At 39.3% G+C, this 25711-nt stretch carries 28 protein-coding genes and 1 pseudogene; 14 read left to right on the plus strand and 15 right to left on the minus strand.

The window, feature by feature from the left end; translation table 11 throughout:
- Positions 1–89 precede the first annotated feature (89 nt).
- Positions 90–1436, plus strand: a complete 1347-nt coding sequence (locus AAGS61_RS11255; RefSeq protein WP_391371563.1) for a hemolysin family protein — start codon at positions 90–92, stop codon at positions 1434–1436.
- Between the two features lie 77 nt (positions 1437–1513).
- Positions 1514–2413, plus strand: a complete 900-nt coding sequence (locus tag AAGS61_RS11260; protein WP_391371566.1) for a cation diffusion facilitator family transporter — start codon at positions 1514–1516, stop codon at positions 2411–2413.
- Between the two features lie 41 nt (positions 2414–2454).
- On the opposite strand, the gene AAGS61_RS11265 is transcribed toward AAGS61_RS11260, so the two are convergent.
- The 9 genes from AAGS61_RS11265 to AAGS61_RS11305 all read right to left on the minus strand — a co-directional run bounded on the left by AAGS61_RS11265 (position 2455) and on the right by AAGS61_RS11305 (position 10137).
- Entirely contained in the window at positions 2455–2670 is a 216-nt protein-coding gene (locus AAGS61_RS11265) for a hypothetical protein (protein WP_391371569.1), read from the minus strand.
- Between the two features lie 40 nt (positions 2671–2710).
- On the minus strand, positions 2711–3646 hold the full coding sequence (locus AAGS61_RS11270; protein WP_391371571.1) for an ABC transporter permease: 936 nt from the start codon (positions 3644–3646) through the stop codon (positions 2711–2713).
- A complete protein-coding gene (locus AAGS61_RS11275; protein ID WP_391371574.1) occupies positions 3633–4541 on the minus strand; it encodes an ABC transporter ATP-binding protein in 909 nt (302 codons plus the stop codon). Before AAGS61_RS11275 ends, AAGS61_RS11270 begins: the two co-directional genes overlap by 14 nt.
- Positions 4542–5240 (minus strand): ATP-binding cassette domain-containing protein, encoded by a 699-nt coding sequence (locus AAGS61_RS11280; RefSeq protein ID WP_391371577.1) that lies wholly within the window; start codon positions 5238–5240, stop codon positions 4542–4544.
- Positions 5241–5246: 6 nt separating this feature from the next.
- Entirely contained in the window at positions 5247–5603 is a 357-nt protein-coding gene (locus AAGS61_RS11285) for a GntR family transcriptional regulator (protein ID WP_391371580.1), read from the minus strand.
- On the minus strand, positions 5600–6370 hold the full coding sequence (locus tag AAGS61_RS11290; protein ID WP_391371583.1) for a hypothetical protein: 771 nt from the start codon (positions 6368–6370) through the stop codon (positions 5600–5602). Before AAGS61_RS11290 ends, AAGS61_RS11285 begins: the two co-directional genes overlap by 4 nt.
- 156 nt (positions 6371–6526) lie before the next feature.
- On the minus strand, positions 6527–7177 hold the full coding sequence (locus AAGS61_RS11295; protein ID WP_391371585.1) for a response regulator: 651 nt from the start codon (positions 7175–7177) through the stop codon (positions 6527–6529).
- A 13-nt stretch (positions 7178–7190) separates the two neighbouring features.
- On the minus strand, positions 7191–8300 hold the full coding sequence (locus AAGS61_RS11300; protein ID WP_391371588.1) for a GAF domain-containing sensor histidine kinase: 1110 nt from the start codon (positions 8298–8300) through the stop codon (positions 7191–7193).
- Positions 8301–8592: 292 nt separating this feature from the next.
- A complete protein-coding gene (locus tag AAGS61_RS11305) occupies positions 8593–10137 on the minus strand; it encodes a GNAT family N-acetyltransferase (RefSeq protein WP_391371590.1) in 1545 nt (514 codons plus the stop codon).
- 167 nt (positions 10138–10304) lie between these two features.
- Between AAGS61_RS11305 and AAGS61_RS11310 the strand changes: the two genes are divergently transcribed.
- The 3 genes from AAGS61_RS11310 to AAGS61_RS11320 are packed head-to-tail and all read left to right on the plus strand — an operon-like array spanning position 10305 to position 12093.
- Positions 10305–10730 carry a disulfide oxidoreductase gene (locus AAGS61_RS11310; RefSeq protein ID WP_391371593.1) on the plus strand — a complete coding sequence of 142 codons (426 nt, stop codon included), beginning with the start codon at positions 10305–10307 and terminating at the stop codon, positions 10728–10730.
- Position 10731: 1 nt separating this feature from the next.
- Entirely contained in the window at positions 10732–11202 is a 471-nt protein-coding gene (locus AAGS61_RS11315; protein WP_391371596.1) for a thioredoxin family protein, read from the plus strand.
- Between the two features lie 57 nt (positions 11203–11259).
- On the plus strand, positions 11260–12093 hold the full coding sequence (locus AAGS61_RS11320) for an RluA family pseudouridine synthase (protein ID WP_391371599.1): 834 nt from the start codon (positions 11260–11262) through the stop codon (positions 12091–12093).
- Positions 12094–12151: 58 nt separating this feature from the next.
- On the opposite strand, the gene AAGS61_RS11325 is transcribed toward AAGS61_RS11320, so the two are convergent.
- On the minus strand, positions 12152–12982 hold the full coding sequence (locus AAGS61_RS11325) for an aldo/keto reductase (RefSeq protein ID WP_391371602.1): 831 nt from the start codon (positions 12980–12982) through the stop codon (positions 12152–12154).
- Positions 12983–13128: 146 nt separating this feature from the next.
- Here AAGS61_RS11325 and AAGS61_RS11330 point away from each other — a divergent pair, with 146 nt between their 5' ends.
- Entirely contained in the window at positions 13129–14430 is a 1302-nt protein-coding gene (locus AAGS61_RS11330) for an NCS2 family permease (protein ID WP_391371604.1), read from the plus strand.
- A 144-nt stretch (positions 14431–14574) separates the two neighbouring features.
- The gene (locus tag AAGS61_RS11335; RefSeq protein WP_391371607.1) at positions 14575–16185 is read left to right on the plus strand and encodes a long-chain fatty acid--CoA ligase; all 1611 of its coding nucleotides are present in this window, start codon (positions 14575–14577) and stop codon (positions 16183–16185) included.
- 338 nt (positions 16186–16523) lie between these two features.
- Here AAGS61_RS11335 and AAGS61_RS11340 read toward each other — a convergent pair whose 3' ends face one another.
- On the minus strand, positions 16524–16679 hold the full coding sequence (locus AAGS61_RS11340) for a multidrug ABC transporter ATPase (protein ID WP_391371609.1): 156 nt from the start codon (positions 16677–16679) through the stop codon (positions 16524–16526).
- 463 nt (positions 16680–17142) lie between these two features.
- On the opposite strand from AAGS61_RS11340, the gene AAGS61_RS11345 reads away from it, so the two are divergent.
- Both AAGS61_RS11345 and AAGS61_RS11350 read left to right on the plus strand, forming a co-directional pair.
- A complete protein-coding gene (locus AAGS61_RS11345) occupies positions 17143–18030 on the plus strand; it encodes a VOC family protein (RefSeq protein WP_391371612.1) in 888 nt (295 codons plus the stop codon).
- Positions 18031–18094: 64 nt separating this feature from the next.
- Positions 18095–18256, plus strand: coding sequence for a hypothetical protein (locus tag AAGS61_RS11350; RefSeq protein WP_391371615.1), 162 nt, complete (start codon positions 18095–18097; stop codon positions 18254–18256).
- Positions 18257–18437: 181 nt separating this feature from the next.
- Here the strand turns inward: AAGS61_RS11350 and trmL are convergent, their stop codons facing one another.
- Positions 18438–18911, minus strand: a complete 474-nt coding sequence (gene trmL, locus AAGS61_RS11355) for a tRNA (uridine(34)/cytosine(34)/5-carboxymethylaminomethyluridine(34)-2'-O)-methyltransferase TrmL (protein ID WP_391371617.1) — start codon at positions 18909–18911, stop codon at positions 18438–18440.
- Positions 18912–18927: 16 nt separating this feature from the next.
- The gene (queG, locus tag AAGS61_RS11360; RefSeq protein ID WP_391371619.1) at positions 18928–20055 is read right to left on the minus strand and encodes a tRNA epoxyqueuosine(34) reductase QueG; all 1128 of its coding nucleotides are present in this window, start codon (positions 20053–20055) and stop codon (positions 18928–18930) included.
- A gap of 50 nt (positions 20056–20105) precedes the next feature.
- Between queG and AAGS61_RS11365 the strand changes: the two genes are divergently transcribed.
- The 4 genes and pseudogenes from AAGS61_RS11365 to AAGS61_RS11380 form a co-directional block, all read left to right on the plus strand.
- A complete protein-coding gene (locus tag AAGS61_RS11365; protein WP_391371622.1) occupies positions 20106–20795 on the plus strand; it encodes a B3/B4 domain-containing protein in 690 nt (229 codons plus the stop codon).
- Between the two features lie 11 nt (positions 20796–20806).
- Positions 20807–21313, plus strand: a complete 507-nt coding sequence (locus tag AAGS61_RS11370) for a hypothetical protein (RefSeq protein WP_391371625.1) — start codon at positions 20807–20809, stop codon at positions 21311–21313.
- Between the two features lie 332 nt (positions 21314–21645).
- Positions 21646–22485 (plus strand): MBL fold metallo-hydrolase, encoded by an 840-nt coding sequence (locus AAGS61_RS11375; RefSeq protein WP_391371628.1) that lies wholly within the window; start codon positions 21646–21648, stop codon positions 22483–22485.
- A gap of 38 nt (positions 22486–22523) precedes the next feature.
- Positions 22524–22673, plus strand: a pseudogene (locus AAGS61_RS11380) (tyrosine-type recombinase/integrase); the annotation flags it as partial.
- Between the two features lie 340 nt (positions 22674–23013).
- On the opposite strand, the gene AAGS61_RS11385 reads toward AAGS61_RS11380, so the two are convergent.
- Positions 23014–23925 (minus strand): S66 peptidase family protein, encoded by a 912-nt coding sequence (locus AAGS61_RS11385; RefSeq protein ID WP_391371631.1) that lies wholly within the window; start codon positions 23923–23925, stop codon positions 23014–23016.
- 124 nt (positions 23926–24049) lie between these two features.
- On the opposite strand from AAGS61_RS11385, the gene AAGS61_RS11390 reads away from it, so the two are divergent.
- Entirely contained in the window at positions 24050–24928 is an 879-nt protein-coding gene (locus AAGS61_RS11390; RefSeq protein ID WP_391371633.1) for a DMT family transporter, read from the plus strand.
- A 35-nt stretch (positions 24929–24963) separates the two neighbouring features.
- Here AAGS61_RS11390 and nagB read toward each other — a convergent pair whose 3' ends face one another.
- On the minus strand, positions 24964–25677 hold the full coding sequence (nagB, locus tag AAGS61_RS11395) for a glucosamine-6-phosphate deaminase (protein WP_391371665.1): 714 nt from the start codon (positions 25675–25677) through the stop codon (positions 24964–24966).
- Positions 25678–25711 lie beyond the last annotated feature (34 nt).

Below are 25711 nucleotides of genomic sequence, written 5' to 3' on the forward strand. Positions count from 1 at the left end.
ATTTTATGATTATGTCATTAACATTTTTTCTCATAGGAGGTGTACTCTTTACTTATCTCGCCCATTCGCGCCATAAGTAAAGGACATATTTGGACGTAGACATAGTTGAGCTAACCATAAGGTTTGGAGCATTCGCTCTATTAATTGCCGCTACGGCATTTTTCGTTGCAACTGAGTTTGCAATAGTTAAAGTAAGAACGACTCGTATTGACCAGCTTGTAGCTGAAGGAAACAAAAAAGCTATAAAAGCCAAAAAAGTGATTTCAAACTTAGATGAATACTTATCTGCCTGCCAGTTAGGTATTACTATTACTGCTTTAGGTCTCGGTTGGTTAGGTGAGCCAACATTTGAGCTAATTCTTCATCCATTATTTGAAATACTTGGATTAGAAGGTCGTGTTACGTCACTTCTTTCATTCATTATTGCATTTGCACTCGTAACGTTTTTACACGTTGTCGTAGGGGAATTATCACCGAAAACTCTCGCAATTCAAAAGGCAGAGGCTGTTACTTTAAGCTTAGCAGGACCGCTTATTTTATTCCATAACATCATGTATCCGTTTATCCGCACGTTAAATGGATCAGCACGTGCTTTAACAGGCTTGTTTGGGTTAAAAATGGTAGGGGAATCAGAAGAAGCCCATTCTGAGGAAGAGCTTCGTATGATTTTATCGGACAGCTTAAAGGGTGGCGAAATTAACCACTCCGAATACGAATACGTAAACAGTATTTTCGAATTCTCTGACCGTATTGCGAAAGAAATTATGGTACCTCGAACTGAAATTATTAGTATCGAAAAAGATTTAACATTACGTCAAGTATTCGAGGTCATGGGTGTGGAGCAGTATACACGTTACCCAATTATCGATGGCGATAAAGACCATGTAATCGGTCTTGTGAACATGAAACATTTACTCACTGCTTATATAAAAGACCCAACAAATGGGGATAAATTAATTACGGACTATATGCAGCCTATTATTCGCGTCATTGAAACGATTCCAATTAGTGATTTACTATTAAAAATCCAACAAGAACGTATTCATATGGCCATTTTAATGGATGAATATGGTGGTACGTCAGGGTTAGTCACAATCGAAGATATTATCGAAGAAATCGTAGGGGATATTCAAGATGAGTTCGATGAAGACGAAATTCCTGAAGTACAAGAAATCGCAGAAGGAAAACACTACATTGTAGATGCAAAAATGCTACTGCAAGAAGTAAATGATCTTCTAGGTACAACTATTGAAGACGAAGATATTGATACAATTGGCGGCTGGTTCATGACACAGCATTTCGATGCGGTAGAGGGAGATAGTATCCAAGCTCATGGTTATGAATTTAAAATTAAAGAGCTTGACGGACACCACATCCTTTACCTTGAAGTGACAAAGATTCCTGAAACAGCGACCGAAAAAGACATCTTAGAATAATTTTGCATACGTTTAAACGGCTCTCGCATTAGAGAGTCGTTTTCGTGTCTTTAGAACTTTTTCAAGGGGGAAACATTTTGGAGCTATATACAAACTTACGTGCTGGGGAAAAAGGTGCTTGGCTATCCATTGGTACATACATCTTTTTAAGTGCGATGAAATTAATTGTCGGCTACATTGGCATGAGTGCTGCCTTAAAAGCGGACGGGCTAAATAATACGACTGATATTATTGCCTCCATCGCAGTGCTGATTGGCTTACGTATTTCACAAAAACCACCTGATGTAAATCATCAATACGGACACCTGCGTGCAGAAACGATTGCTTCTCTCATCGCTTCATTTATTATGATGGTGGTCGGTTTACAAGTACTATCCACATCCATTCGTGGATTATTTCAACCGATTGAAGAATCACCTTCTATGCTAACGGCTATCGTAGCCTTATTTAGTGCACTCATTATGTATGTGGTCTATCGGTATAATTTAGCACTTGCCAACAAAATTAAAAGCTCCGCTGTTCGCGCAGCCGCTTATGATAATCGTTCCGATGCACTTGTAAGTATCGGTACAGCCATCGGTATTTTCGGAGCAATCTTTGGTTTCCCTATTATCGATACGATTACAGCGTTAATTGTCGGGCTCATTATTATCAAAACAGCGATTGAGATTTTCTGGGAAGCGGTGGTGACACTGACAGATGGTTTTGACGCGGAAGAAACAGAAACACTCAAAAAATTAATTGCCAATGTTGATGGTGTCATTGATTTACTGGATTTAAAAGGGCGCTCACATGGCAATATGAGCTTTGTCGATGTGACGGTCACAGTAAATCCAAACTTAAATGTCATTGAAAGCCATACAATTAGCGATACAATTGAAGCGACAGTACAACGCTTTAATCCACATTGTATTGTGCTTGTGCATATTGAACCCCATTACATTCCAACCGCTGTCGAAGAGGATTATCATTTTTAATAAAAAATGCGAAATGAGTTTTTATGCCCATTTCGCATTTTTTATTTTCGGTTCTGTTTTCGACGCTTTTCTTGTTCGCGCTCCATTTTCATGCCTTTCCAGCGTACGATCATTCCAATAATGACAAACACCCAACCAATTGCGATAAAAGCATATTGGAGTGGTTTGTTTTCAGGTGGAATCACCCCAAAAATAGCTGCTGCAATCACAGTCATCCCGGACACCGATATGAGCAATCCTGCCATAACAATATTCATAGTAGCACCTCTATTAACTTCATAGGTACATTATACATGATTAGGCTGTGACGTCACGCTTCATAAAGAACGTAAAGGTAATGACTAAAAACAGTACCGCATAAATTACATTCATCGTTAAAGAGAATGATAATGTTAAGCCTTCAATAATTGGCGAAGAGCCTGTTGCATACTGCGTTAAATCTGTATGCGTAATCCAAATGTATTTCGCGATTTCATATTTACTTAACAACATCACTACTGTCGCACCCATAAACGAAATAAATAATGTTAACCCAACAGCAAGTGAGCTTGAGCTAAAGACAGAGCCAATCATAAACGCAAGGAAAATCGACATGAAGAAATCACTAAAAGATAACGCGAGCATTTCAAAGTAGTTCCCCCAGACATTCACTTCTTTCACGACACCGTCCACTACTTCAAGTGGTGTTGAAGCTGTCGTCCCCCACAAAATGACACCGACAAGTGCTGAAAAGGCAAGTGTCACACCATAAATGAATAACCCATAGAAAATGGTTGTCACAAGTTTGGATAATAAAATTTTCCATCTCGCGACTGGACGTGTTAATAACATTTTAATTGTCCCTGTTGAGAATTCACTCGAAACAATCCCCGCTGCTACCACAACGGCAAAGATTGTAATAAACATTCTTGATAAACTTAATTCAAAATTCATAAAACTATCGATTGTCGTCGCCATTTGAGGTGGAATATTCTGTTCCATACGATATTCATTCATTAATAATAACTCTTGGAAATAGACTTTATCTTGTGCTGTTAGCGTCTCATCTTGTAGCATATTTTGATATTCTGCATTTTCTTGCTGTAATGTTTCTTTCCAGTTATCATTAACCGGCTCATCATAGTATTTCATCATGGCTGCTGGCCCAACAACAAGCAGTAGCATAATAATAAGCATCACCCATGAGCTTTTCTTTGCCCATAATTTCATCCATTCATTTTTAACGTATTTCATCAATCGCACCTCCACCTGTCATTTCAAGGAATTGATCTTCTAATGTTTTTTGTGTTGGTTGTAATGCATAAATATCTAATCCTGCTACAGTTAGCTCTTTTACTAAGGCAGGCACTTGCTCTTTATTTATCTCTACAGCAAACCCATCTCCTTGCTCTTCCACTGTGTAAGATGCAAGCATTTGTGCAAGCTGCTCTTTCGGTGTTGCCTCGATATAATACATGCTCGTTTCTACACCGTTCATTTCGCGAATATCAATTAATGTCCCGTTTTGAATGACAGCAATACGATCACACATCAGTTCAATCTCAGATAATAAGTGACTCGACACCATGACAGATACGCCTTCTGTTTGCGCAATTTGACGAAGGTACATACGAAACTCTCGGATACCGGCTGGGTCCAGGCCATTTGTTGGCTCATCCAAAATTAAAAACTTCGGACGATGTAATAATGCCTGTGCAAGCCCTAGCCGTTGACGCATCCCAAGGGAATATGTACTGACCTTTTCATGAATGCGTTTTTCAAGTCCAACCTGACGAACTACTTCGTCAATCCGCTCCTTTGTTACCCCGTTATGCATACGTGCAAAATGCACTAAGTTTTTATAGCCTGTCATAAACTTATACATTTCAGGATTTTCAACGATTACGCCTACTTTACTGATGGCTTCTTCATAATTGGACGCAAGCGATACCCCATCGATGATTACTTCTCCTTCTGTTGGATACATCAGCCCCGTCATCATACGAATAGTCGTCGTCTTCCCTGCACCATTTGGGCCAAGAAAACCTGTAATTTGTCCCGGATAAAACGCCAAGTCGAGGGATTTAATAATTGGCTTCCCTTTAATGGTTTTTGATAATCTTTTTAACTCTACAACTGGTTTTGTCATTTAATCCACCTGCTTTTCATAAAGTGATTTCATCCACTGCACTGCATCTTCTCCGCGCTCATCACGAATAAGCTCCAACTCTTCCATCGCACGTACTTGCCCATTTTGCAATAAAATCAATTGATCAAGTACTGGCTCGACCTCATTGACTTCATGTGTAGATAAAATAATCGATTGTGTTTCTAAATCGACAAAGCGAATGAGTCCTTTAATGAGCGCCTCTCTTGCTAACGGGTCAAGCCCCGCAAAAGGTTCATCTAATATATAAAGAGGTGTCTCCCTCCCTAAAGTGGCCGCCATTTTCACACGACCACGATTTCCTTTGGATAGCTTTTTTAGTTTTTCTGTTGTCGGCACTTGTAAATGCGATGCAATCACATGTGCCTTATCAATCGAAAAATCGTCAAATTGCTCGGCATAAAATTGAAATACTTGCTCACCTGTATAATTTTCATAAAACAAATCAATGTCTGGCTGGTAGGCAATTTTATTGGCTAAACGGCGTGTTACCTGTTCACCTTCTAGTGTAATGGTGCCTGTCGTTGGTACAAGTAAGCCCGCCATTAACTTTAATAGCGTAGACTTGCCGCTCCCGTTCTCCCCTATAATCCCTACCATTTGCCCACTTGGAATAGAGAGCGTCACATTATTTAATATGTCTGCACTTTTATAACGAAACGATACATCCTGTAATTGCATAAAGCTTTACCCCTTTTTCTTTAACACTTCAAGCATTTCCTCCGTCGAAAAACCGAGTGATTGAATGGCTGTAATGAATTGAGTAGCCACTTGCTCCTTCATCTCTTCTCGCAAATGCTTAATGCGCTCTTCATTTGTTGTAATAAATGTACCCTGTCCCCGCCTTGTTTCGGTCATTTCCAACATTTCCAACTCCTTATATACCCGTTGTACTGTGTTCACATTAACCCCAGATTCAATAGCATACTCTCGCACAGAAGGTAATTTATCCCCTGGCTTTAACTCGCCTCTTAGTACTTCGCCGCAAATTCGCTCTACTAGCTGCAAATAAATGGGTTTATCCTTTGCAAAATCTTGCGTCATCGTGTAATCACCCTCTCAATCCACTTACTCGCCACGATAAAGCAACCTACTAATAAAACGATTGAAAATAATTCTTCCATCACATATACATGACCTACAACGAAAGTTCCGCTTCTATACATAGACGGGAAAAATTTCTCTAAGGGGGCTAAAGAGACTTCCCCAACATACATTATTTTTCCATATCCTTCTGATTCTACCCATTTAACAAAAATATAAATATATAGGAAAAAGGAAATGCCTGTTACAACAATACTCGCTAAACCAATATAGCGTTTTAATTGTAAATAAATTGCGTAAAACATTAATGCCGTCACTGTAAATAAGATGACAAAGAGAAAAGCAAATAACACATACATCATGTGAAAAAAGATTAATTGGTGCATCTCCCCCTGTAATGCATCACCTACGAAATAGCTTGCTAGACCGTAAATAAAGCTTAAAGCTGTTGCCCACATAACCGAAAAACATAATTTTGCTCCAATTAATGTCGTAATCTTTCTCGTACTATGCAGCCAGATTTCCTTCGTTTTTATGTCTCGACGAATACTCAAGATAAATTGAATCGTTGCAACAAAATATAACACCGTCATCCCCATAAAGATGGCTGTTAAACGCACATCACTTGGTGACAGCACTAAATTTAATAAACGATCTGCAAATGTTGGGAATACGCCGATAAAGAAGGCACCTGCAAAAATGAGTAAAATCAACCATAATTTATAATCGTGCCACTCTTTCTTGACTAAACTCACAAATTTTTTCATCCTGTAAACTCCTCTGTTCTAGTGTACTATTTAAATAGTACACTAGAACATTTATCGAAATCAAGTTTTTTACATATAAAAGGAAAAAGCGAAGCGGGCACTATGCCGCTTCGCTTTTATTTGCTTCATTTCAGGATTTACTTGCCTACTCAACCATTATTGTAGCCCGCTGCCTTCCGTTAACCCATGCTTCACTGCATACAATGCCGCTTGTGTACGATCCTGTACTTCTAGTTTTGTAAAAATATTAGATATATGTGTTTTTACCGTTTTTTCTGTCACGAATAATGAAGAAGCAATTTCACGATTGCTTTTTCCTTTCGTCAGCTCCGCCAATACATCCTGTTCACGTGGTGTTAATGGATTTAGCACATGTGGTAAGTTTTCCTCTGCACGTAAGCCTTCCTCAAGCTGTGTCGTCGCTTCAGGATGGATTGTGTTTTCACCACGCATAATCGTGCGAATCGATTCGACAAGTTCATCTGGCTCAATATCTTTTAACTGATAGCCCGATGCCCCTGCTTCTAACGCTGGCAATACATGGTCCTTATCTGAAAAGCTTGTTAGCATTAAGATTTGAACGTGAGGCCACTTCGTTTTTATTTTTTTCGTTGCTTGAATCCCGTCCATCTCTGGCATAACTAAATCCATTAATACGATATCTGGCTTTAATGCCTCAACCATTCCCACTGCTTCAAGACCATTTTTGGCCTCTCCCACCACTTCAATATCTTTTTGTGTTTTGAGGAAGAATAATAACCCTCGACGCACAACGTGATGATCATCCGCAATTAATACGCGAATCATCGAATCCCCCCTTCTAGTATGGCAAACGAATTAATAGTTCTGTTCCTTTTCCGAGTTCGCTTACCCAGTCTGCTGTACCACCAATTGCTTTTGCCCGGTCTCGAATAGATTGCAAACCAATTGATAAGAGCGCTACATTCGAATCAATCACAAATCCCCTGCCCTCATCTTTAATGACGAGTAGTACATCTGTTGGTGTAACCGTCATAAAAATGTCCACTTCTTTCACCCCGGCATGCCGGCGTACATTATTTAATGCTTCCTGTGTCATACGAAACAGTGCTTCTTCTACACGAGACGGAAATTGAAGTACACCTGAAACACTGACATTTAACTTTAAACCTAACATCTCTGCGTAGCTTTTAATGGCCTCGATTAAACCACTTTCTAACCCGCGTGGACGCAATTGCCAAATGAGTGCCCGCATTTCATTTAATGCTTCCTGCGTTAAATTTTGAATTTCTTTAAATGTTTCTTTTATATGTGCGTCATCCGTCATTTCAACGCCTGCCCTTGATGTTAACGTCACGGAAAACAGCAATTGGTTGACCGAATCATGCAAATCACGTGCTAAACGATTTCGTTCTTGGACAAGTGCAATTTCTTGTTGCTCATTCACAAGTAAAATCCGTTTAATCGCTGAACCTAGCTGAAAGGCGACAGATTCTAAGAGCTCTAAATCTTCATCTGAAAAACGTATCGTATTTTTCGATGCAACATTTAAAATACCGAACCTTTCCTGACCTGATTGTAGCGGTACAGTCGCATGATGCGTAATACCCTGTGGATCTCCAACTTCCGCTTCAATCGCTGCTTCAATCCGCTGACATTCAATAATATTGGATGCACGCTTTAACTCATCTTTTCGGTACTTTGACACACACCAGCAGCCGCCTTTACGTAAATACTCACAGCCGTTAAATGCCAGCGCTTCTGGCAGGTGTTCATGTACGACAAGCTCTGGCTTTCCTTTTTCATTAATAAAGAAAATCCAGCCTGTATCAAATTTCGTACCCGTTAAAAATTTATGTAATGCCCCTTTTAGCATCGGAATCATTTCAGTTTCTTCATTAAGCAATTCTGCAATTTCTTTTAAAATCGTAATATTCGAATGGTCGTTCATCGATTCCACCCTTTCTATTTTTTATCATATCATAAACAAATTGTGGGACGAATTTGAAAGGTTCTCATTTTCGGCTATGAAAAATTTATTTGGGTGATACGTTTTTTATTTTGCTCGGATAGCTACATGTTTTGACCGTTTACGTATGCTTTTTGCTCGCATAGCTATCCATTTTGACCGGATAGCTCCACATTTTGCTCGTTCTATATATTTATGAAAATTTACTCACGTGCCATTCACATAAACAGATCCAAAAAATTGCCCTATAAGCTTTCACCTATAGGACAATCCTTCATTCGTCTTTTAAATAATCTATTCTATATACATCATGACGGCGGTCTTTTAAATGTTTTACGGTGCCGCCTTGACGTTGACGTCGTAAGATTTCCAAATCGACATCGCCAATGAGTACCATTTCTACATTGGGGTTTGTCTCGCCTACAATCCCGTCTCTTGCAAATTCAAAGTCACTCGGTGCGAAAATTGCCGACTGTGCATATTGAATATCCATATTTTCTGTTTCTGGCAGATTGCCGACAGTTCCAGAAATGACCGTATAAATTTGATTTTCTACTGCACGCGCTTGCGCACAATACTTCACACGTAAGTAACCATGTCGATCTTCTGTACAAAACGGCGTGAAAATAATATTAGCCCCCATATCTGTGGCAATACGAGCAAGCTCAGGAAACTCAATATCATAACAAATTTGAATCGCAATCTTCCCGCAATCCGTGTCAAATACTTCTACGATATCACCACTGGAGATACCCCACCATTTTCGTTCATTCGGTGTAATATGAATTTTATACTGTTTTTCAATCGTGCCATCTCGCCGAAACAGATACGCAATATTATAAATTTCTTCGTCCTCTTCTACTACAAAATGTGAACCGCCAATAATATTGACATTATAGCGTACCGCCAAATTTGTAAATAATTCAATATACTGGGGGGTAAATTCCGTTAGCTTTCGTATCGCTTGTGATGGAGATTTTTCATGTAAGAACGACATGAGCTGTGTCGTGAAAATTTCTGGAAATACAACAAAATCAGCTGCCGCATCGGAGCCCACATCCACAAAGTACTCACACTGCTGCGCAAAATCATCAAAGCTGCTAATTTTTCGCATCATATATTGTACAACGCAAATACGTACTGGATAGCTCGTTTTAAAATGACGCTTTGACTGCGGTTTATAATCAACATTATTCCATTCCATTAATGTTGCATACTTCCCTGACGCTGTATCATCGGATAAGTAATTCGGGTTAATACGCATCAATATAAAGCCATTCATCATTTGGAATGTTAATACTGGGTCATATACTTTATGGCGGCTCACAGCATCGACATACTCACGTGGACTCATTTCATCTGCATGAAGATGATAATTCGGGATTCGCCCACCGATAATAATGGATTTCAAATTCAATGACCTGGCTAAATCTTTTCTTGCTTCATAAAGCCGTTGCCCCACCTTCATCCGTCGGAAATTCGGATGCACCATCACTTCAATGCCATATAAATTGTAACCATCTGGATCATGATTGGTAATAAATCCATTATCGGTAATATCGTTCCATGTATGACGGTCATCATATTCATCAAAGTTAATTCGCAGACTGGAGCAAGAGCCAATAACTTTCCCCTCAAATTCTGCCACCATTTGTCCTTCTGGAAAAATCGTTAAATGGCTATATAAATGGGCTCTTTCCCAAGGGACCATCCCTGGAAATGATAAGCTTTGAATTTCTAAAATAGCCTCAATATCATCAAACTCCATATGGCGAATCATCATCTTTTTTTCAAATTGTGACATATTTAGTTCACTCATTTTTCACACTCCTTCTATCTATTTACCTAAATGAAATATCTTTAAATCGAAAGAATTTACATCTCAAGCATGACCCTCTATAATCAAGAAAGAATTAACAAGATACAACTCAGCCAAATTAAGTAAGGCTGCGTTATAGATTATAAAAAATAACAGAGGTCTTCTTTATGAACAAGAAAATGGAAAATAGTTTGTTAGCAATTTTTTCTGTGTCGCTCGTCGCTACGTTAGGGTCATTGTATTTTTCAGAAGTACGTGGCTATATCCCGTGTGAAATGTGCTGGTATCAACGTATTTTAATGTATCCGATTGTCATTATTTCAGCTGTAGCGTACATACAAAAAAATGCGCGTATCGCTTTAACGACAGCCGTATTTGCTTGTATAGGTGGTAGTATTTCACTTTATCATTATGGCATTCAAAAAATTACGTTTTTACAGGAAAGTGCACCTTCTTGTGGACAAGTTTCCTGTACAGGAGCATACATTAATTGGCTCGGCTTTATTACAATCCCGTTCCTTGCACTTACTGCATTTATCATCATCGCGGGTATTAGCTTTTATATGTTAAAGGGTTTAAAGGAGGAAAAATAAATTGAAAAAATTAGGTATTATTGGCGCAGTCGTCGTATTATTATTTGGAGCTATGCTCGTATTACAAAGCCAATCCAATTCGAGTAAGCTAAAAAACAATCCATACGGCACAGAGGAGTTACAGCAATCAACTATTGATTTATTAGATGATGAAAACTATCAAAACATTATTTTACCGGAAGATTTACAGAAAAAAATCGACTCAGGTAAAGGGGTTTTCGCTTACTTATTCAGCCCATTATGTGGGTATTGTAAACAATTCACGCCAACGTTAATGCCTGTCGCTAAAGACGAGGGCATTCAAATTGACCAATTAAACGTGTTAGAGTTTGAAAATGCTTGGACAACGTATAAGTTAGAGGGAACACCAACATTAATTTACTTCGAGAACGGTAAAGAGGTTACACGTTTATATGGCGGCAATCATAGCGCAGATGATGTTCGACAATTTTTCGAAAGTGTAGGAAAATAATCAATGTAGGGTACCCTTCATAGTAAGGGTACTTTCTTTTTTGGAGGGAATATAAAGATGTTTCAATATGAAATCGTACGCGACGGTGAAACGGTAGAAGAGCTACTTCGTAACGAGTGGCGACTAGGTAAAAAACAAGTACATGAATTACGTATGGCAAAGGCGATTACGAAAGACGGTGAACCAGTAAACTGGAAGGAGGCACTGCCAAAGGGGATAAAGTTAGCATTCACCTTTGATATGCCTGCTTCCAATTACAAACCAACACAGAGCTGTCATCTTACTATTCGTTATGAAGATCAACACTGTTTAATTGTATCGAAGCCAAAAGGAATGGCGACACATCCGAATGATGCATCTGATGTAAATACTTGTATGAATCATGTAATGGCACATATTCAAGCAAATGGTGGCACATATGCCGAGCATGTTCACCGTCTTGACCAAGGAACAAAAGGCTTACTCCTTGTGGCAAAGCATCCGATTGCGAAGTCTGTTTTTGACCGAATGATTGAAGAAAAATCCATTATTCGCACATATGAAGCAGAAGTACAAGGCAATATTCGATCAGACAGCGGTACAATCAATGCCCCTATCGGCAAAGACCGCCATCACAATACACGCCGCGTTGTATCACCATCAGGTCAACACGCGATCACCCATTATGAAGTCATCAAACGCTTCAAAGGAACATGTGTCGTTCACTTAGTGCTAGAGACAGGTCGAACACATCAAATTCGTGTTCATCTAGCACATCTCGGACACCCAATTGTCGGCGATACCATGTACAATGCACGCCAAACAGCAACTGGTGATTATGAGCTACATGCCATTCAATTACAATTTACACATCCATTTCTGAATCAAATTATTACGGTGAAAGATCAATAACCAACTCCTTCTCATGTATAAAAAAGAAGCGCTAAACATTTGTAGCGCTTCTTTTTCATTAAAAATCAAAGTGAAAGTTATCTGGATTTTTACCAAAACGTTGGTTACGGTTTAAATGATTGATTTTTACGATGTCTTCATTGGAAAGTTCAAAATCAAAAATAGTGGCGTTTTCTTCAATACGAGCTGGTGTGACCGATTTTGGAATGACAAGAATGTCATTTTGGATGTGCCAACGTAGTACAACTTGTGCCGCTGATTTACCATACTTTTCACCGATGTTCACAATCGTTTCATCTTGTAAAACGCCACCTCGTCCAAGCGGTGACCAAGCCGTGAAAGCAATTCCTTGTTCAGCACAAAATGCACGCAAAGGCTCTTGTGATAAATATGGATGTGCTTCGATTTGATTGACCATTGGCGGGATTTGGGCCACTTTCATCACTTCTTGCAAATGCGCCTCATGATGGTTCGATACACCGGGCACACGAATTAATTTCTCCTCGTATAAACGCTCAATCGCACGGTACGTATCAGGATATTTTCCCTCTACTGGCCAATGCGTTAAGTATAGGTCTACATAGTCCATGCCTAGCTTTTTCAATGATACTTCAAATGCACGTAATGTATTGTCATAGCCTTGGTCAGCATTCCACACTTTCGTTGTGACAAAAATATCTTCACGTCGTACACCCGAATGGCGAATCGCCTCGCCTACTTGCTCTTCGTTATAGTAAAGAGCAGCTGTATCAATCGCTCGATATCCAACGTCTAATGCCTTTGTAATCGCTTCAACTGTTTCTTGTGGATCTGTCATTTTATATACACCAAGACCTAAAATGGGCATGTCCACACCGTTTGCTAATGTCTTTGTCGATTGTAAATTCAAGCTTCTCACTCCTTTTTCTCACTATTTCTATTATAACAATTTTAGGCAACACACAAAAATTTAATAAAAACAGTTGCATTTACTCTAAAAAACGAATATTATATAAAATGTTTTTAATATCGTTCGTGTTTAGGGAGGTTCCTTACATGTTTAAACTAAAAGAAAATAACACAACTGTCCAAACAGAACTGTTAGCAGGTTTAACAACATTTTTAACAATGGTTTATATCGTTGTCGTCAATCCGATTATATTAGCTGATGCGGGTGTACCGATTGATCAAGTATTTATAGCAACGATTATTTCAGCAATTATCGGTACTTTGTGGATGGCCTTCATGGCGAATTATCCAATTGCGATTGCGCCTGGTATGGGCTTGAATGCCTACTTCACTTATGCTGTCGTGTTAGGCTCCAATGGTACGATTGATTACATGACAGCCTTTGCTGCTGTCTTTGTAGCGGGTTTAATTTTTATCGGCTTAAGTTTAACTTCTTTCCGTGAAAAATTAATTACAGCGATTCCAGCAAATTTAAAGCTGGCGATTACAGCGGGAATCGGTCTTTTCATCGCATTCATCGGTTTACGTATGTCAGGCATTGTCGTAGCAAACGAAGCAAACTTAGTTGGACTTGGAGATTTGTCTAGCTCTGCTGTTCTACTAACGCTATTTGGATTAGCCATTACAGTTGTTTTAATGGCCCTAAATGTGCACGGTGCTCTATTTTTAGGAATGGTTGCGACATCTATCGTCGCTAGTATGACAGGTCATCTAAAAATAGACGAAATTATAGCACGCCCTCACTTACCAGAAGGAATTTTAGTATGGAACCCGATTGCTGCAATCGGGGATGTCATTTCTTACGGTTTATACGGCGTTGTCTTTTCCTTTATTTTAGTTACACTATTTGATACGACAGGGACGATGATTGGCGTAGCAAAGCAAGCTGGTTTAATGAAAGGTGATACATTACCGAAAGCACGCCATGCACTTCTTGCGGATTCTGTCGCAACAACAGTCGGATCGATGTTCGGTACAAGCCCGACGAGTGCCTATATCGAATCTTCTGCTGGTGTTGCTGCTGGAGGACGTACTGGTTTAACGACGTTAACAGTCGCTATACTGTTTATGATTGCATCCTTCTTCGGACCGCTCGTTGCCTCACTATCTGGCGTGGCAGCCATTACATCACCAGCGCTTATTATCGTTGGTAGCTTAATGATTGGCGCAGTGAAAAATATTGAATGGGACAAATTCGATGAAGCCTTCCCTGCATTCCTTGTCATCTTAACGATGCCGTTAACATCAAGTATTGCGACTGGTATTGCATTAGGATTCATTTCATACCCATTAATGAAGGTCGTTAAAGGACGGGCACGTGAAGTACATCCACTGCTTTATTTATTCGCTGTCCTATTTGTTATCCAACTTGTCTTTTTACCGCATTAATCAAAGTGTCTCGGGATTCCCGGGACACTTTCTTTTTGTTTCAAACAATTATTTGAAAATCACCCGTGTTTATGAAGGAATATTCTTAATAAAGTAGAATATTTATCCTTTGTACGTATTTTTTCTAAAAGGGGATGGTTAGAAATGATGGATACACAATTAGTATTAACAGGATTCTTAAAACGGGCAGAGAGATATTTCCCGAACAAAACAATCGTTTCTCGTACAAGTGACACAATGACGCATCGTATCACATATGCAGAGTATGCTAAGCGTACACGTCGCCTAGCCGACGCTTTAACAAAACTCGGGATGACACGTGGCACTAAGGTTGGTACGTTTGCATGGAATCACCACCGCCATCTTGAGACTTATTTTGCTGTTCCTTGTGCGGGTGCTATCCTTCATACGATTAATATTCGCCTAGCACCAGAGCACATTATTTATATTATTAATCATGCGGAAGATGAAATTTTATTAATTGATGGCGATTTGTTCCCACTAGTAGAGCCAGCCCTTCCACATTTAAAAACGGTGAAGCATATTATTGTCATGCGCGATGATACAGTCGTTCCTGAATCTAGCTTTGAAAATGTCTATTCTTATGAAGCTTTACTCGCTGAAGCAGATGAAAATTATGCATTCCCTGATGACCTAGACGAAAATTTGCCAGCTGGTATGTGCTATACATCCGCTACAACTGGTATGCCAAAAGGGGTCGTTTATAATCACCGTAGTATTGTGCTACATAGTCTGGCACTTGGGTTAGCCGAATCGTTTGGGGTATGTGAACGTGATGTCAGCATGCCGATTGTACCCATGTTCCATGTCAATGCTTGGGGGCTCCCATTTGCAGCAGTGAACTACGGTATGACTCTTGTACTACCAGGGCCAATGTTTACACCGCCATTACTGCTTGATTTAATGGAACGGGAAAAAGTAACGGTAACAGCAGGGGTGCCGACCATTTGGTTAGGCGTACTAGCTGAGCAGGAAAAGAATCCGCGTGACCTATCCTCTTTACGTCTAGTCATCTCAGGCGGCTCTGCATCACCGAAAGGGCTCATTCAAGCATACGAAGAAAAATTAGGTGTACCTTTCGTTGTCGGTTACGGTATGACAGAAACGTCGCCACTTGTTTCTATCTCAAACTACACGACAGAAATGGATGACTATAACAAAGACGAGCGACTCGATATTCGTGCTACACAAGGGCTAACGGTTTCCCTAATTGAAACAGAAATAGTCAATGAAAACGGTCCGGTCCCTCAAGATGGTAAAACAATGGGCGAGCTACGTATTCGAGGACCATGGATTGCATCGGAATATTATAAAGACGAGCGCTCGTCTGAAGCATTCCGCGATGGTTGGCTGTATACGGGCGATATTGCTGTTTTGACAAAAGAAGGCTATATCAAAATTACAGACCGCACAAAAGATTTAATTAAATCTGGTGGCGAATGGATTTCTTCAGTTGATTTAGAAAATGCGTTAATGTCACACCCTGCTGTCTTTGAAGCGGCAGTGATTGCGGTACCGCATGAAAAATGGCAAGAGCGACCACTCGCATGTGTCGTATTACATGAAGGCGCTACAGCAACAAAAGAAGAATTACTTCAATCGCTTGAAGGGCAATTTGCAAATTGGTGGATTCCAGACGATGTTTTATTCTTAAAAGAAATCCCAAAAACATCAGTAGGAAAATTCTTAAAGGCAAAACTACGTGAAGAGTTAAGCGAATACTCTCGTAGCTAATCATTCTTTTAACAGAAAAAACCACGAAGAGCTCAAATGCTTCGTGGTTTTTATTGTTCCTTATCCGTTTCTTTAGGCTCTGACTTTCGATTAATTCCTCGTTGCTGTTCCTTAATATGTTCCATTTGTTTCCCCAATGCTTTTAACTCTTTCATTGTACTGGCCATATAGCCATTTACGATAGACTCCTTATCCGTATAGACCCCCTCCTGTTATATGATATTCCTGTACACCTTAATTTGTGTCCATTTTTTCACAATATATGAAATAAAATATCAATTATAGCAGGATATCTACTCGGAGGGGCCCTATCGTATCATGGTGTTATGTTGCCATCCTTATTCTTCATCGAATTGTTGTGGATCTGGATTCCGCCCATCTTCCTCTAGCTGCTTGCCATCCCGTAAATCCTCCATTTGCTTCCCTAAATAGATAAGTTCTTCCATGTTGTTTGCCATATAACCATTTAAAATTTTCTCATTTTCTTTTGTCATCATCATTCCTCCTTTTTGTTATGATTCCCCATCTCCGCTATTTGAACCATTTTCGCCATAAAATATTAATGGTCAAGCCTTACTAGATAGGATATACTTAATATTGAGAAATTTTTCATTCCATGAGGAGGGTACTTCCATGAGATTATTATTAGTTCTTGGTGTGTGTGCTGCATTCTTAACTGCAATCTTCACAGCTGGGTATGAAGGTAAACCGTTTTCAAAAGAAAACTAATCCTTAACCTACACCGATTAGAAAAACACAACTCGCTTTATCGTACAGTGCGTGGATGTGTTTTCTTCGGCGGAGGATATCCATGAAACTTATACTTTCCTATCCGCCTAAAAAGACGATCGTTTAAACGATCGTCTTTTTTCTTGACTTTTTTTATTAACATGCATATATTTAGTTACATAAAGTAAGTAACTATCAAAAAATAAACGAAGAGAGGTTTTCTATCCGATGACTACACACTTTCATGAAAAACCAAATTTATATACATCACATGTTCAATTAAAAGTATCTGACTTAAAGCGTTCCATTGAATACTATACAACGACTATTGGCTTTCAAGTCCTAAAACAAACAGAAAACACAGCCTATTTAACATTTGATCATCAAACAAGCTTGCTTTCTTTAGTAGAAGTAAAAGAAGCTATTTCGCCACAAGGCTTTACAGGACTGTATCACTTTGCCTTATTATTACCAACTCGGAAAGACTTAGGCAATATCGTGCAACATTTTATTCAACATAATGTGCGTTTAGGTGCGGCAGATCATGATGTGAGTGAGGCACTCTATTTAAACGATCCAGATGGCAACGGAATTGAGATTTATGTAGATCGTCCTGAAAACGAGTGGACTTGGAATGGGGAAGGTTACGTGCATATGGTCACTGAACAATTAAACTTCCAATCCATTTTAGCTGAAGCAGATGGCAACTGGCATGGTCTTCCTAAAGGAACAGTGATGGGACATATTCACTTATCAGTAAGTGATCTTCACAAAACGGAGGAATTTTATACGAATGTATTAGATTATAATGTGGTCTGTCGTTACGGCGGGCAAGCTCTATTTATTTCCACTGGCAACTATCACCACCATATTGGCTTAAACACTTGGCATAGCGCTGGTCGTCCTGCATTACCTGAAAACGCGGTCGGGTTAAAATCCTATACCGTCGTATTAAAAGATGAACGATATGCACAGGCCGTCAAAGCGAATTTAGAAGCAGCGGGTGTAACGGTGGAACAATACGATGAGGCACCAGCATACGGTGGCAAGCAACTATTTTCAACAGTGGACCCAAACGGTATTCGTATTATTTTCACTGTTGAAGATGAAGTCTAGTTTTCAAAAGTATAGCCTTCTTTAAAAAAGTTCATAATATTTTTTAAAGAAAGGGTGTGACATCTTGGAAAACAATACATTTGCTCAGCTTAGCAATGATAAGTTAGAAGAAATCACAGCGCTTGAAAATAAGCTCGGCGTCATTCTCATTGCTTATGATACTGCAACGGCAACAAATCAAATGCACAAAAGCAGCCAATCTATAAGTGAGATTAATCCTTCATAACATAATTTTAAAGGTCCCGTCTGAAAAGAAATTTTGAGACGGGACCTTTGCGACGAGGATGGTGGCATGTGGATGCGACCACCGCAGGAGCAATATTTCTGAATGAATCATGATTAAGAAGTGAAGGGGGTGTTCTGAAAGTTTTTACTTTCTGGACACCTCCGCTTTTTATTTTATGAAATTATTTTAATCCCGGATAGTTTTGTTGTCTTAATGCTTCGTAAATAACAATGGCTGCTGTGTTTGATAAGTTTAATGAACGGATATGATCGCTTTGCGGAATACGTAAGCACATATCGCGGCGCTCGTAGGCAAAGTCTTTCGGCAAGCCCGTTGTCTCTTTCCCAAACATAAAATAAATATCACGTGCTGTATCGCTAAAATCATGTGTCGTAAATGGCTCATCGCTATATGTTTCAATTAAATACACATCGCCATCCTTTGCATACTCCACAAAGTCTTCAAGCGAATCATGGTACACCACATTGACGTGCTCCCAATAATCAAGCCCTGCACGCTTTAGCATTTTATCGTCAGTCGAAAAACCAAGTGGACGAATTAAATGCAAGCTTGTATTTGTTCCCGCGCACGTACGTGCAATATTTCCTGTATTTGCAGGGATTTCTGGTTGATATAAAACAACATGTAACGGCAAAGTAAAGACCTCTTTCTTATAATAATGCTAATCCTTTTTGAATTTCTTCTAATACTTCTGTATCGGTTTCACGTGTCATCGCACGTTGCAATGCTTGTTCGGCTTCAGGGCCACCAATTTTCCCAAGTGCCCATGCCGCAGTGCCACGAATGACGGGGCGTTCATCTTTTTGTAGCACGTCAATTAGCGCTGGCACTGCCGCCTCTTCTTTAAAATGAGCTAACGCTAAAATAGCATTTCGCTGAATCGGCTTTTTCCCACGCCATGAGCCGGATACATGGCCAAATTTAGCTTTAAATTCTTTATTTGAAATCGACAAAAGCGGTGTTAATAACGGTTTCGCAATTTCAGGATCAGGGGTAAATTCCGCATGAATCCAGTTGGCTTTTCCTTTATTTTTTGGACAAACCGTCTGACACGTGTCACAGCCATATAAACGATTTCCGATTTTCCCCCGAAACTCGTCTGGTAAAAAGCCTTTCGTTTGTGTTAAGTACGCGATACAGCGTTGTGCATTTAATTGTCCTGCCTCTACAATGGCACCCGTCGGACACACATCTATACAAAGCCTACAATCTCCACACTCATCCTCAATCGGCGTATCTGGTACAAACGGAATATTTGTAATGAGCTCACCTAAATACACGTATGAGCCAAACTCAGGTGTAATAATAGAACAATTCTTCCCGTTCCAACCGATGCCCGCACGCTCCGCTACCGCCCTATCTACTAGCTCACCTGTATCAACCATCGACTTTATACGCACATTGGGTACACGCTCTAGTAGCCACTGTTCTATTTTCGCCAGACGTTCTCGAACAGCAACATGATAGTCCACTCCCCAGGAAGCACGACAAAAAATACCGCGGCGCTCCCCTTTCTTCCCAACTGGCGCGTCCTTCATTTTAGATGGATACGCAATCGCAATCGCGATGATACTTTCTGCGCTATCGAGTAGCTGCAGTGGCTCTGTTCGCAAGTCTACATCGGACTCTTCAAAACCTGATTGAAATCCAAGCTCTTGCTGACGGCGCAATCTATTTTTTAATTCATGAAATGGCGAGGCCGTTGTGAAACCGATTTTATCTACACCGATGGATTTTGCATATGCAATCAGCTCTTGTTGCAGTTCTGCAATACGCATTTCCTCACCTTCCTTATGATACAATTAACAAAAAACGTTGGAGTGATTACATGAATATCTCACTTGATGCATCACTGATTGAAAAACATAGCCAATTTAAAATCGGCATTATTCATTATACCAAAATTACGGTCTCACACTCGCCTCAAATGATTAAAGGACGCATGCAACTTTATCAGGAAAATTTATTTTTGGAGATGCAAGAACAACCTGTAACGGAACGTGCTGGTATTCAAGAATGGCGTACATTATGGAAAACCCTTGGTGCTGATCCCAATCGTTATCGCCATTCTGCGGAAAGCTTAATGCGAAGAATTGCAAAACAAAATTACCTGACACCTGTTCATGCAGCCGTGGACTTAAATAATTTCTTTTCATTGCAATATGAAATGCCTATTGGGATTTATGATAGCGCAAAGCTAGAAGGAGATATTGTCATTGCCTTAGGTGATGAGGAAACAGGTTATGAAGGATTGAATGGTCGTTATAACATATTAAAAAACATCCCGTATTCGCGAGACAAGCTAGGGGCATTTGGTAGTCCGTTTGTCGATTCACTTCGTACTGCAACATCAGAAGAAACGACACAAGCTCTTCACATTTTCTACCTACCACCCTCGATGGATGAGGCGAAAGCAAGACAACTCCTTACATCTTCTGGTAATATGTTTACGCAAGTGAATGGTGGCGACTACATAATCGATGTACTTTCTGCCGAGTCACAACATACTTCTTTATAAGGAGCGATTCCATGATTTCATTAGCAGAAGCCGTTAAACTAAAATCGATTTTAAATAAGAAGAAACAAGAGCTAATTTCAGAGATTCATAGTGTGTCACATACGATTGTAGAAAAAGGGGAAGAGCCAAAAATACCTGAACGTACTTTACAAGTGATTGATGCTGAATTACAAGAAATACGCAATGATTCACGTACTTTGGACCGTTTAATTTACGAAGCGAATATTCAAAATACGATTATGTTTGAAAATGAAGCATATACACTTGTTGAGGCGATTGAGTTAGCGATTCAACTTCGTTCGCAAGCATCGTTATATAAAGACCTTGGTTCATCTGAGAAAGAGTCATTCTTCCACGGTTCAGGCGATACGATCTTTTACCGTGTCGCATTATATGAGCCAAATGAATACCGCGTCAACGCAAACGAACTTGAAAAATCCGCGCATCGCCTATCCAACGCGATCAATGCGAAAAACTATCAAGTACAAATCGACTTTGACGATTCGAAATATTTCTAAGCTCGGGGCGGTGAGACTCGTAACACCCTTCGATAAAAACGCTGATACACCAATAGATACAAGGCTTTTTCAAAGGTATTCCAAACTAACTGAATGCCATTTTGAATGCCATTTATCAAAAATAGCGTTGTCGGGGGCAAGTTTTTAAATATAAGATTGGGGCTTATTGCTTCAATCTTTTTTTTAAGATGTTTTCAAAAAATATTGTTGCTATTCAATTAACGGAGCAGTTTAGTTCAATATGTATGAATTTTATTGTTCTAGAAAAGTTTAACCATATAGAACACACCTCACTTTACTTAGTTATAATTAATAAAAAAGGAAGATGTTATATGAAATTAACCGTTTTGGTAGATAATAATACTTTAATTGATCGCTATTTTTTAGGGGAACCTGCGCTATCTTTTTTTATTGAGGAAGATAATAAACGTATCCTTTTTGATACTGGATATTCAGATGCCTTTATAAAGAATGCAGATAAAATGAGAATTGATTTAAGAAATCTCGACTATGTTGTCTTATCACATGGACATGTGGATCATACATGGGGACTGACACATTTAATTAGACTACATATGGAAGCTAAAAATGAAGAAATAAACCACAATACTCCCAATATTATTGGGCATCCATTGGTTTTTAACACGAAACTAATTGATCCTGTAGGAGAGATAGGGAGTATTTTATCACATGAAAAGCTAAGTAGACACTTTCCAGTCCAATTAACTAAAGAACCATTATGGTTAACAGATAGATTAGTGTTTTTAGGGGAAATTAAAAGAATATTTGATTTTGAAGGCAAAGATTCGATAGGTCAAGTTGTTACAAATCAGGGGAGTATTGACGACTTTGTTGAGGATGACACAGCAATTGTTTATAAATCTTCAAAAGGGTTAATTATTATCGTAGGATGTGCACATGCTGGAATATGTAACATTATTGAATATGCTAAAGAGGTATGTCAGGAAGAGAGAGTCGTTGATATTATCGGAGGATTTCACCTATTGAATCCAACTAAAGAGCAGTTAGATAATACAGTTCATTATATAAAAGCTCTTAAACCTACTAAGCTTCATGCTTGTCATTGTACAGATTTACACTCGAAAATAGCTCTTTCGACAGTTGCTGATTTAGGAGAAGTTGGAGTAGGATTAAAACTTTCCTATCTATAGTCTTTGACTTAGTTAGCTAATAAAAGCCCTAACCATATTTATTATTTGAAGCTGGGGCCTCACTGAACGAAGTACAAGATAGATTAGGCCATAGCGATATAAAAACTACAATGAACATTTACACTCATATCACGAACAAAGCGAAAGAAGAAGTTGCCAAAAAGTTAGAGCAGTACATGAATTTTTGAATACGGTTTTGACTACGTCTGAATACGGTTGTATGAAATCTCCTGAATTATACAAGATGAAAAAAGCTTGATACAATAGGCTTTTCACACCGTATGAAATAGTTTAAACTATATTTATGGAGTCGCGGTGAGACTCCAAACCGAGTTTGTTACGGGTGTTTTTCGCTTTTTGTATAGTTCACAACTTAACTGGCTATATGCAAACCGATGACCAATCACCTGTTACTTTTATTACCTTTAACAAATAACCAACTATTGCTAAAGGTTACTTCGGTAATTTTGATTATTTTCACACCCGTAACAAAGTGAGCGTGACCGCCTTCGTGCAGTCACGCTCTACTTATTCCACCCCAGGTAAAATACGTAATACTTTTTCATTTGCATCTAAAATGGCGTCCACGCCTAGAGGAATACCGATATTCGGTGTACAATGGCCAATCATAAACCCTGAAACAACCGGCTTTTGAAGCGAGGCTAAATAGTTTCGCATAATCTCAACTACTTGCTCATGCGTCTCCCCTTCCCCTAAATTCGTAAAGCTTCCAATGACAAAACCTGCCGCTTGCTCTAATTTACGTGCTAAACGTAACTGATTCATCATCCCATCAATTCGTTCAAGCGATTCCCCAATATCTTCTAACAGAACAATTTTGCCGCGTGCATCAAACTCAAACTTCGTACCAAGTGTGCTGACTAAACGATTTAAATTGCCACCTGTTAGCTCTCCGCGAACGATGCCATCTGATAACGTCTCTAGTGGACTAATCATTTCATCATATTGCATTTCGATTGGTGTGAATAATTGTTGAAACATTTTGGCGGATAGCGCGTCAAGTGGCTCTAGTCCATTTGATAACATCGGTCCATGAAATGTCACGACATCCGCAAACTCATTGACAGCCGTATGTAAATACGTAATATCTGAAAAGCCCCAAATAATTTTTGGATTTTCCTCGATTAATTGATAATCGATTTTGTCTGCCAGCCGTCCTGCCCCATAACCACCGCACACACAGAAAATGGCTTTTATCTCTGGGTCTTGCACCATCGCATGTAAATCTTCCACTCGTTCTTCATCTGTCCCAGCAAGCATTCCTCGCGACATCCCAATAGTTTGTCCTAGCTTATAATGAAGTCCCAATGATTCAATAAAATCGATTTTCGCTTGTAGTTGCTCCATTTTTAATGGACTACTTAGTGCTACGAGCCCTACTGTATCTCCGCTTTTTATTCTTTTTGGGCGTATTTTCATTGCCTCATTCCCCCTTTTTGTTGATGTTGTTATTTTAACATATGAAGTGCATTGCATTATGTAATGTTCTATTCCTATAATTGTATTTGAGTTTTCGAAATAATTTTAAAAAGGAGTTTTTAGTATGAAATTCCCACCACAGCTTTTGCTCGTCCTTGCCACATTGCTTTGGGGTGGTAACTTTGTTATTGGACGAGCTGTAACGGGTGATATCCCGCCTGTTACACTCGCTTTCTTACGGTGGTGTGTCGCTTTTATGATCTTTTTACCGATTGCTTATAGCCGTACAAAACAAGAATGGTCTATGATCAAAGCACATTGGCCTGCTGTCATTATGATGGCCATGACAGGTGTTGCTTGCTTTAATACACTTGTCTATATCGGGCTCCATTCTACAACGTCGATTAATGCCTCTTTAATGAATTCATCGACACCGATTATTATTTACATATTATCCTTTATCTTTTTGAAAGAACGTTTATCGAAATTCCAGTTGTTCGGCACAGCGCTATCATTAACAGGTGTTGCCTTTATTATTTCCGGTGGCTCACTTGAAAGTTTACTTGCCTTCTCCTTTAATAAAGGTGACTTAATTGTCCTTGTAGCTGTCGTTTGTTGGGGTGTGTACTCCCTTCTCGTCAAACAATATGCTGGGCGCTTACCAGGCTACTCTACGTTTCTCGTAACAATCGCATTAGGTGCACTCATGCTACTACCGTTTACGATTTATGAATTAACGACAACATCAGCTGAGATTGTATGGTCATTCAGTACAATCAGCGCTATTTTATATGTAGGGATTGCCGCATCCATTGTAGCATTTTTAAGTTGGAACACGGGCGTCATAGCACTCGGGGCAAATAAGGCGAGTATTTATCTGAATTTTATCCCGCTTTTCGCTACTATTTTTGCCGTGTTATTTATCGGTGAAGATTTACGCATCGCACAAGTCATCGGTGGTCTTGCTGTTATTTGCGGTGTTATATTATCGAACAAAAAATAGAACAAGCAGGCTCGCTAGCGGCCTGCTTATTTTCACTATTTCACACCTGTATAAATAACCGTTACATTTGGATGATTGTGCAGTGCACTTGCTGGGAAGTCTTCTGTTACTTCGCCCGAACGTAAACGATCATATGCTTCCTGTTTTGAAGCACCTGAAATTAATAACACAATTTTACGCGATTGCATAATCGTTTTAATACCCATTGTAATCGCATGTGTCGGTACATCTTCTGGCTTATCGAAGTAAATTTTATTCGCCTCACGTGTTGACTCTGTTAGCTCAACAATATTTGTACCTACTTCGAAGGAAGAACCTGGTTCATTAAAGCCAATATGTCCATTCACACCAATTCCTAAAAGCTGCATATCAATGCCACCTGCCGCTTCGATTGCCGCATCATAATCAGTAGCCGCTTTTTCAACGTCCGCTACATTACCAGTTGGTACATGAATGTTTTCACGTTTCATATCAATATGATTAAATAAATGAGCATCCATATAATAGTGATAGCTCACTTTATTTTCAGGTGCTACACCAATATACTCATCTAAGTTAAACGATATGGCCTCAGCAAACGAAATTTCACCAGCTTGATAGCTCGCGACTAACTCCTGATAGAAACCTTCTGGTGTGCCTCCTGTAGCCATACCAAATACACTTTGTTTATGTTCTTTTAATTGCGCTTTAAACAAATCTGCCGCTAGCTTACTCATTTCCTCATAGCTAGCTGCTTCAATCCATTTCATATTTGTTTTTGCATTCATTTTGTTTACCCTACTT

The sequence above is a fragment of the Lysinibacillus sp. KU-BSD001 genome (genome assembly GCF_042920265.1).
Lineage (GTDB): Bacteria > Bacillota > Bacilli > Bacillales_A > Planococcaceae > Lysinibacillus_B.

What these genes read in the sequence shown, in the direction of transcription:
- AAGS61_RS11265 (WP_391371569.1), bottom strand. Translation starts at nt 2,670, where the DNA reads ATGAATATTGTTATGGCAGGATTGCTCATATCGGTGTCCGGGATGACT.
- AAGS61_RS11270 (WP_391371571.1), bottom strand. Translation starts at nt 3,646, where the DNA reads ATGAAATACGTTAAAAATGAATGGATGAAATTATGGGCAAAGAAAAGC.
- AAGS61_RS11275 (WP_391371574.1), bottom strand. Translation starts at nt 4,541, where the DNA reads ATGACAAAACCAGTTGTAGAGTTAAAAAGATTATCAAAAACCATTAAA.
- AAGS61_RS11280 (WP_391371577.1), bottom strand. Translation starts at nt 5,240, where the DNA reads ATGCAATTACAGGATGTATCGTTTCGTTATAAAAGTGCAGACATATTA.
- AAGS61_RS11285 (WP_391371580.1), bottom strand. Translation starts at nt 5,603, where the DNA reads ATGACGCAAGATTTTGCAAAGGATAAACCCATTTATTTGCAGCTAGTA.
- AAGS61_RS11290 (WP_391371583.1), bottom strand. Translation starts at nt 6,370, where the DNA reads ATGAAAAAATTTGTGAGTTTAGTCAAGAAAGAGTGGCACGATTATAAA.
- AAGS61_RS11295 (WP_391371585.1), bottom strand. Translation starts at nt 7,177, where the DNA reads ATGATTCGCGTATTAATTGCGGATGATCATCACGTTGTGCGTCGAGGG.
- AAGS61_RS11300 (WP_391371588.1), bottom strand. Translation starts at nt 8,300, where the DNA reads ATGAACGACCATTCGAATATTACGATTTTAAAAGAAATTGCAGAATTG.
- AAGS61_RS11305 (WP_391371590.1), bottom strand. Translation starts at nt 10,137, where the DNA reads ATGAGTGAACTAAATATGTCACAATTTGAAAAAAAGATGATGATTCGC.
- AAGS61_RS11310 (WP_391371593.1), top strand. Translation starts at nt 10,305, where the DNA reads ATGAACAAGAAAATGGAAAATAGTTTGTTAGCAATTTTTTCTGTGTCG.
- AAGS61_RS11320 (WP_391371599.1), top strand. Translation starts at nt 11,260, where the DNA reads ATGTTTCAATATGAAATCGTACGCGACGGTGAAACGGTAGAAGAGCTA.
- AAGS61_RS11330 (WP_391371604.1), top strand. Translation starts at nt 13,129, where the DNA reads ATGTTTAAACTAAAAGAAAATAACACAACTGTCCAAACAGAACTGTTA.
- AAGS61_RS11335 (WP_391371607.1), top strand. Translation starts at nt 14,575, where the DNA reads ATGATGGATACACAATTAGTATTAACAGGATTCTTAAAACGGGCAGAG.
- AAGS61_RS11340 (WP_391371609.1), bottom strand. Translation starts at nt 16,679, where the DNA reads ATGACAAAAGAAAATGAGAAAATTTTAAATGGTTATATGGCAAACAAC.
- AAGS61_RS11345 (WP_391371612.1), top strand. Translation starts at nt 17,143, where the DNA reads ATGACTACACACTTTCATGAAAAACCAAATTTATATACATCACATGTT.
- queG (WP_391371619.1), bottom strand. Translation starts at nt 20,055, where the DNA reads ATGCGTATTGCAGAACTGCAACAAGAGCTGATTGCATATGCAAAATCC.
- AAGS61_RS11365 (WP_391371622.1), top strand. Translation starts at nt 20,106, where the DNA reads ATGAATATCTCACTTGATGCATCACTGATTGAAAAACATAGCCAATTT.
- AAGS61_RS11370 (WP_391371625.1), top strand. Translation starts at nt 20,807, where the DNA reads ATGATTTCATTAGCAGAAGCCGTTAAACTAAAATCGATTTTAAATAAG.
- AAGS61_RS11375 (WP_391371628.1), top strand. Translation starts at nt 21,646, where the DNA reads ATGAAATTAACCGTTTTGGTAGATAATAATACTTTAATTGATCGCTAT.
- AAGS61_RS11385 (WP_391371631.1), bottom strand. Translation starts at nt 23,925, where the DNA reads ATGAAAATACGCCCAAAAAGAATAAAAAGCGGAGATACAGTAGGGCTC.
- AAGS61_RS11390 (WP_391371633.1), top strand. Translation starts at nt 24,050, where the DNA reads ATGAAATTCCCACCACAGCTTTTGCTCGTCCTTGCCACATTGCTTTGG.
- nagB (WP_391371665.1), bottom strand. Translation starts at nt 25,677, where the DNA reads ATGAAATGGATTGAAGCAGCTAGCTATGAGGAAATGAGTAAGCTAGCG.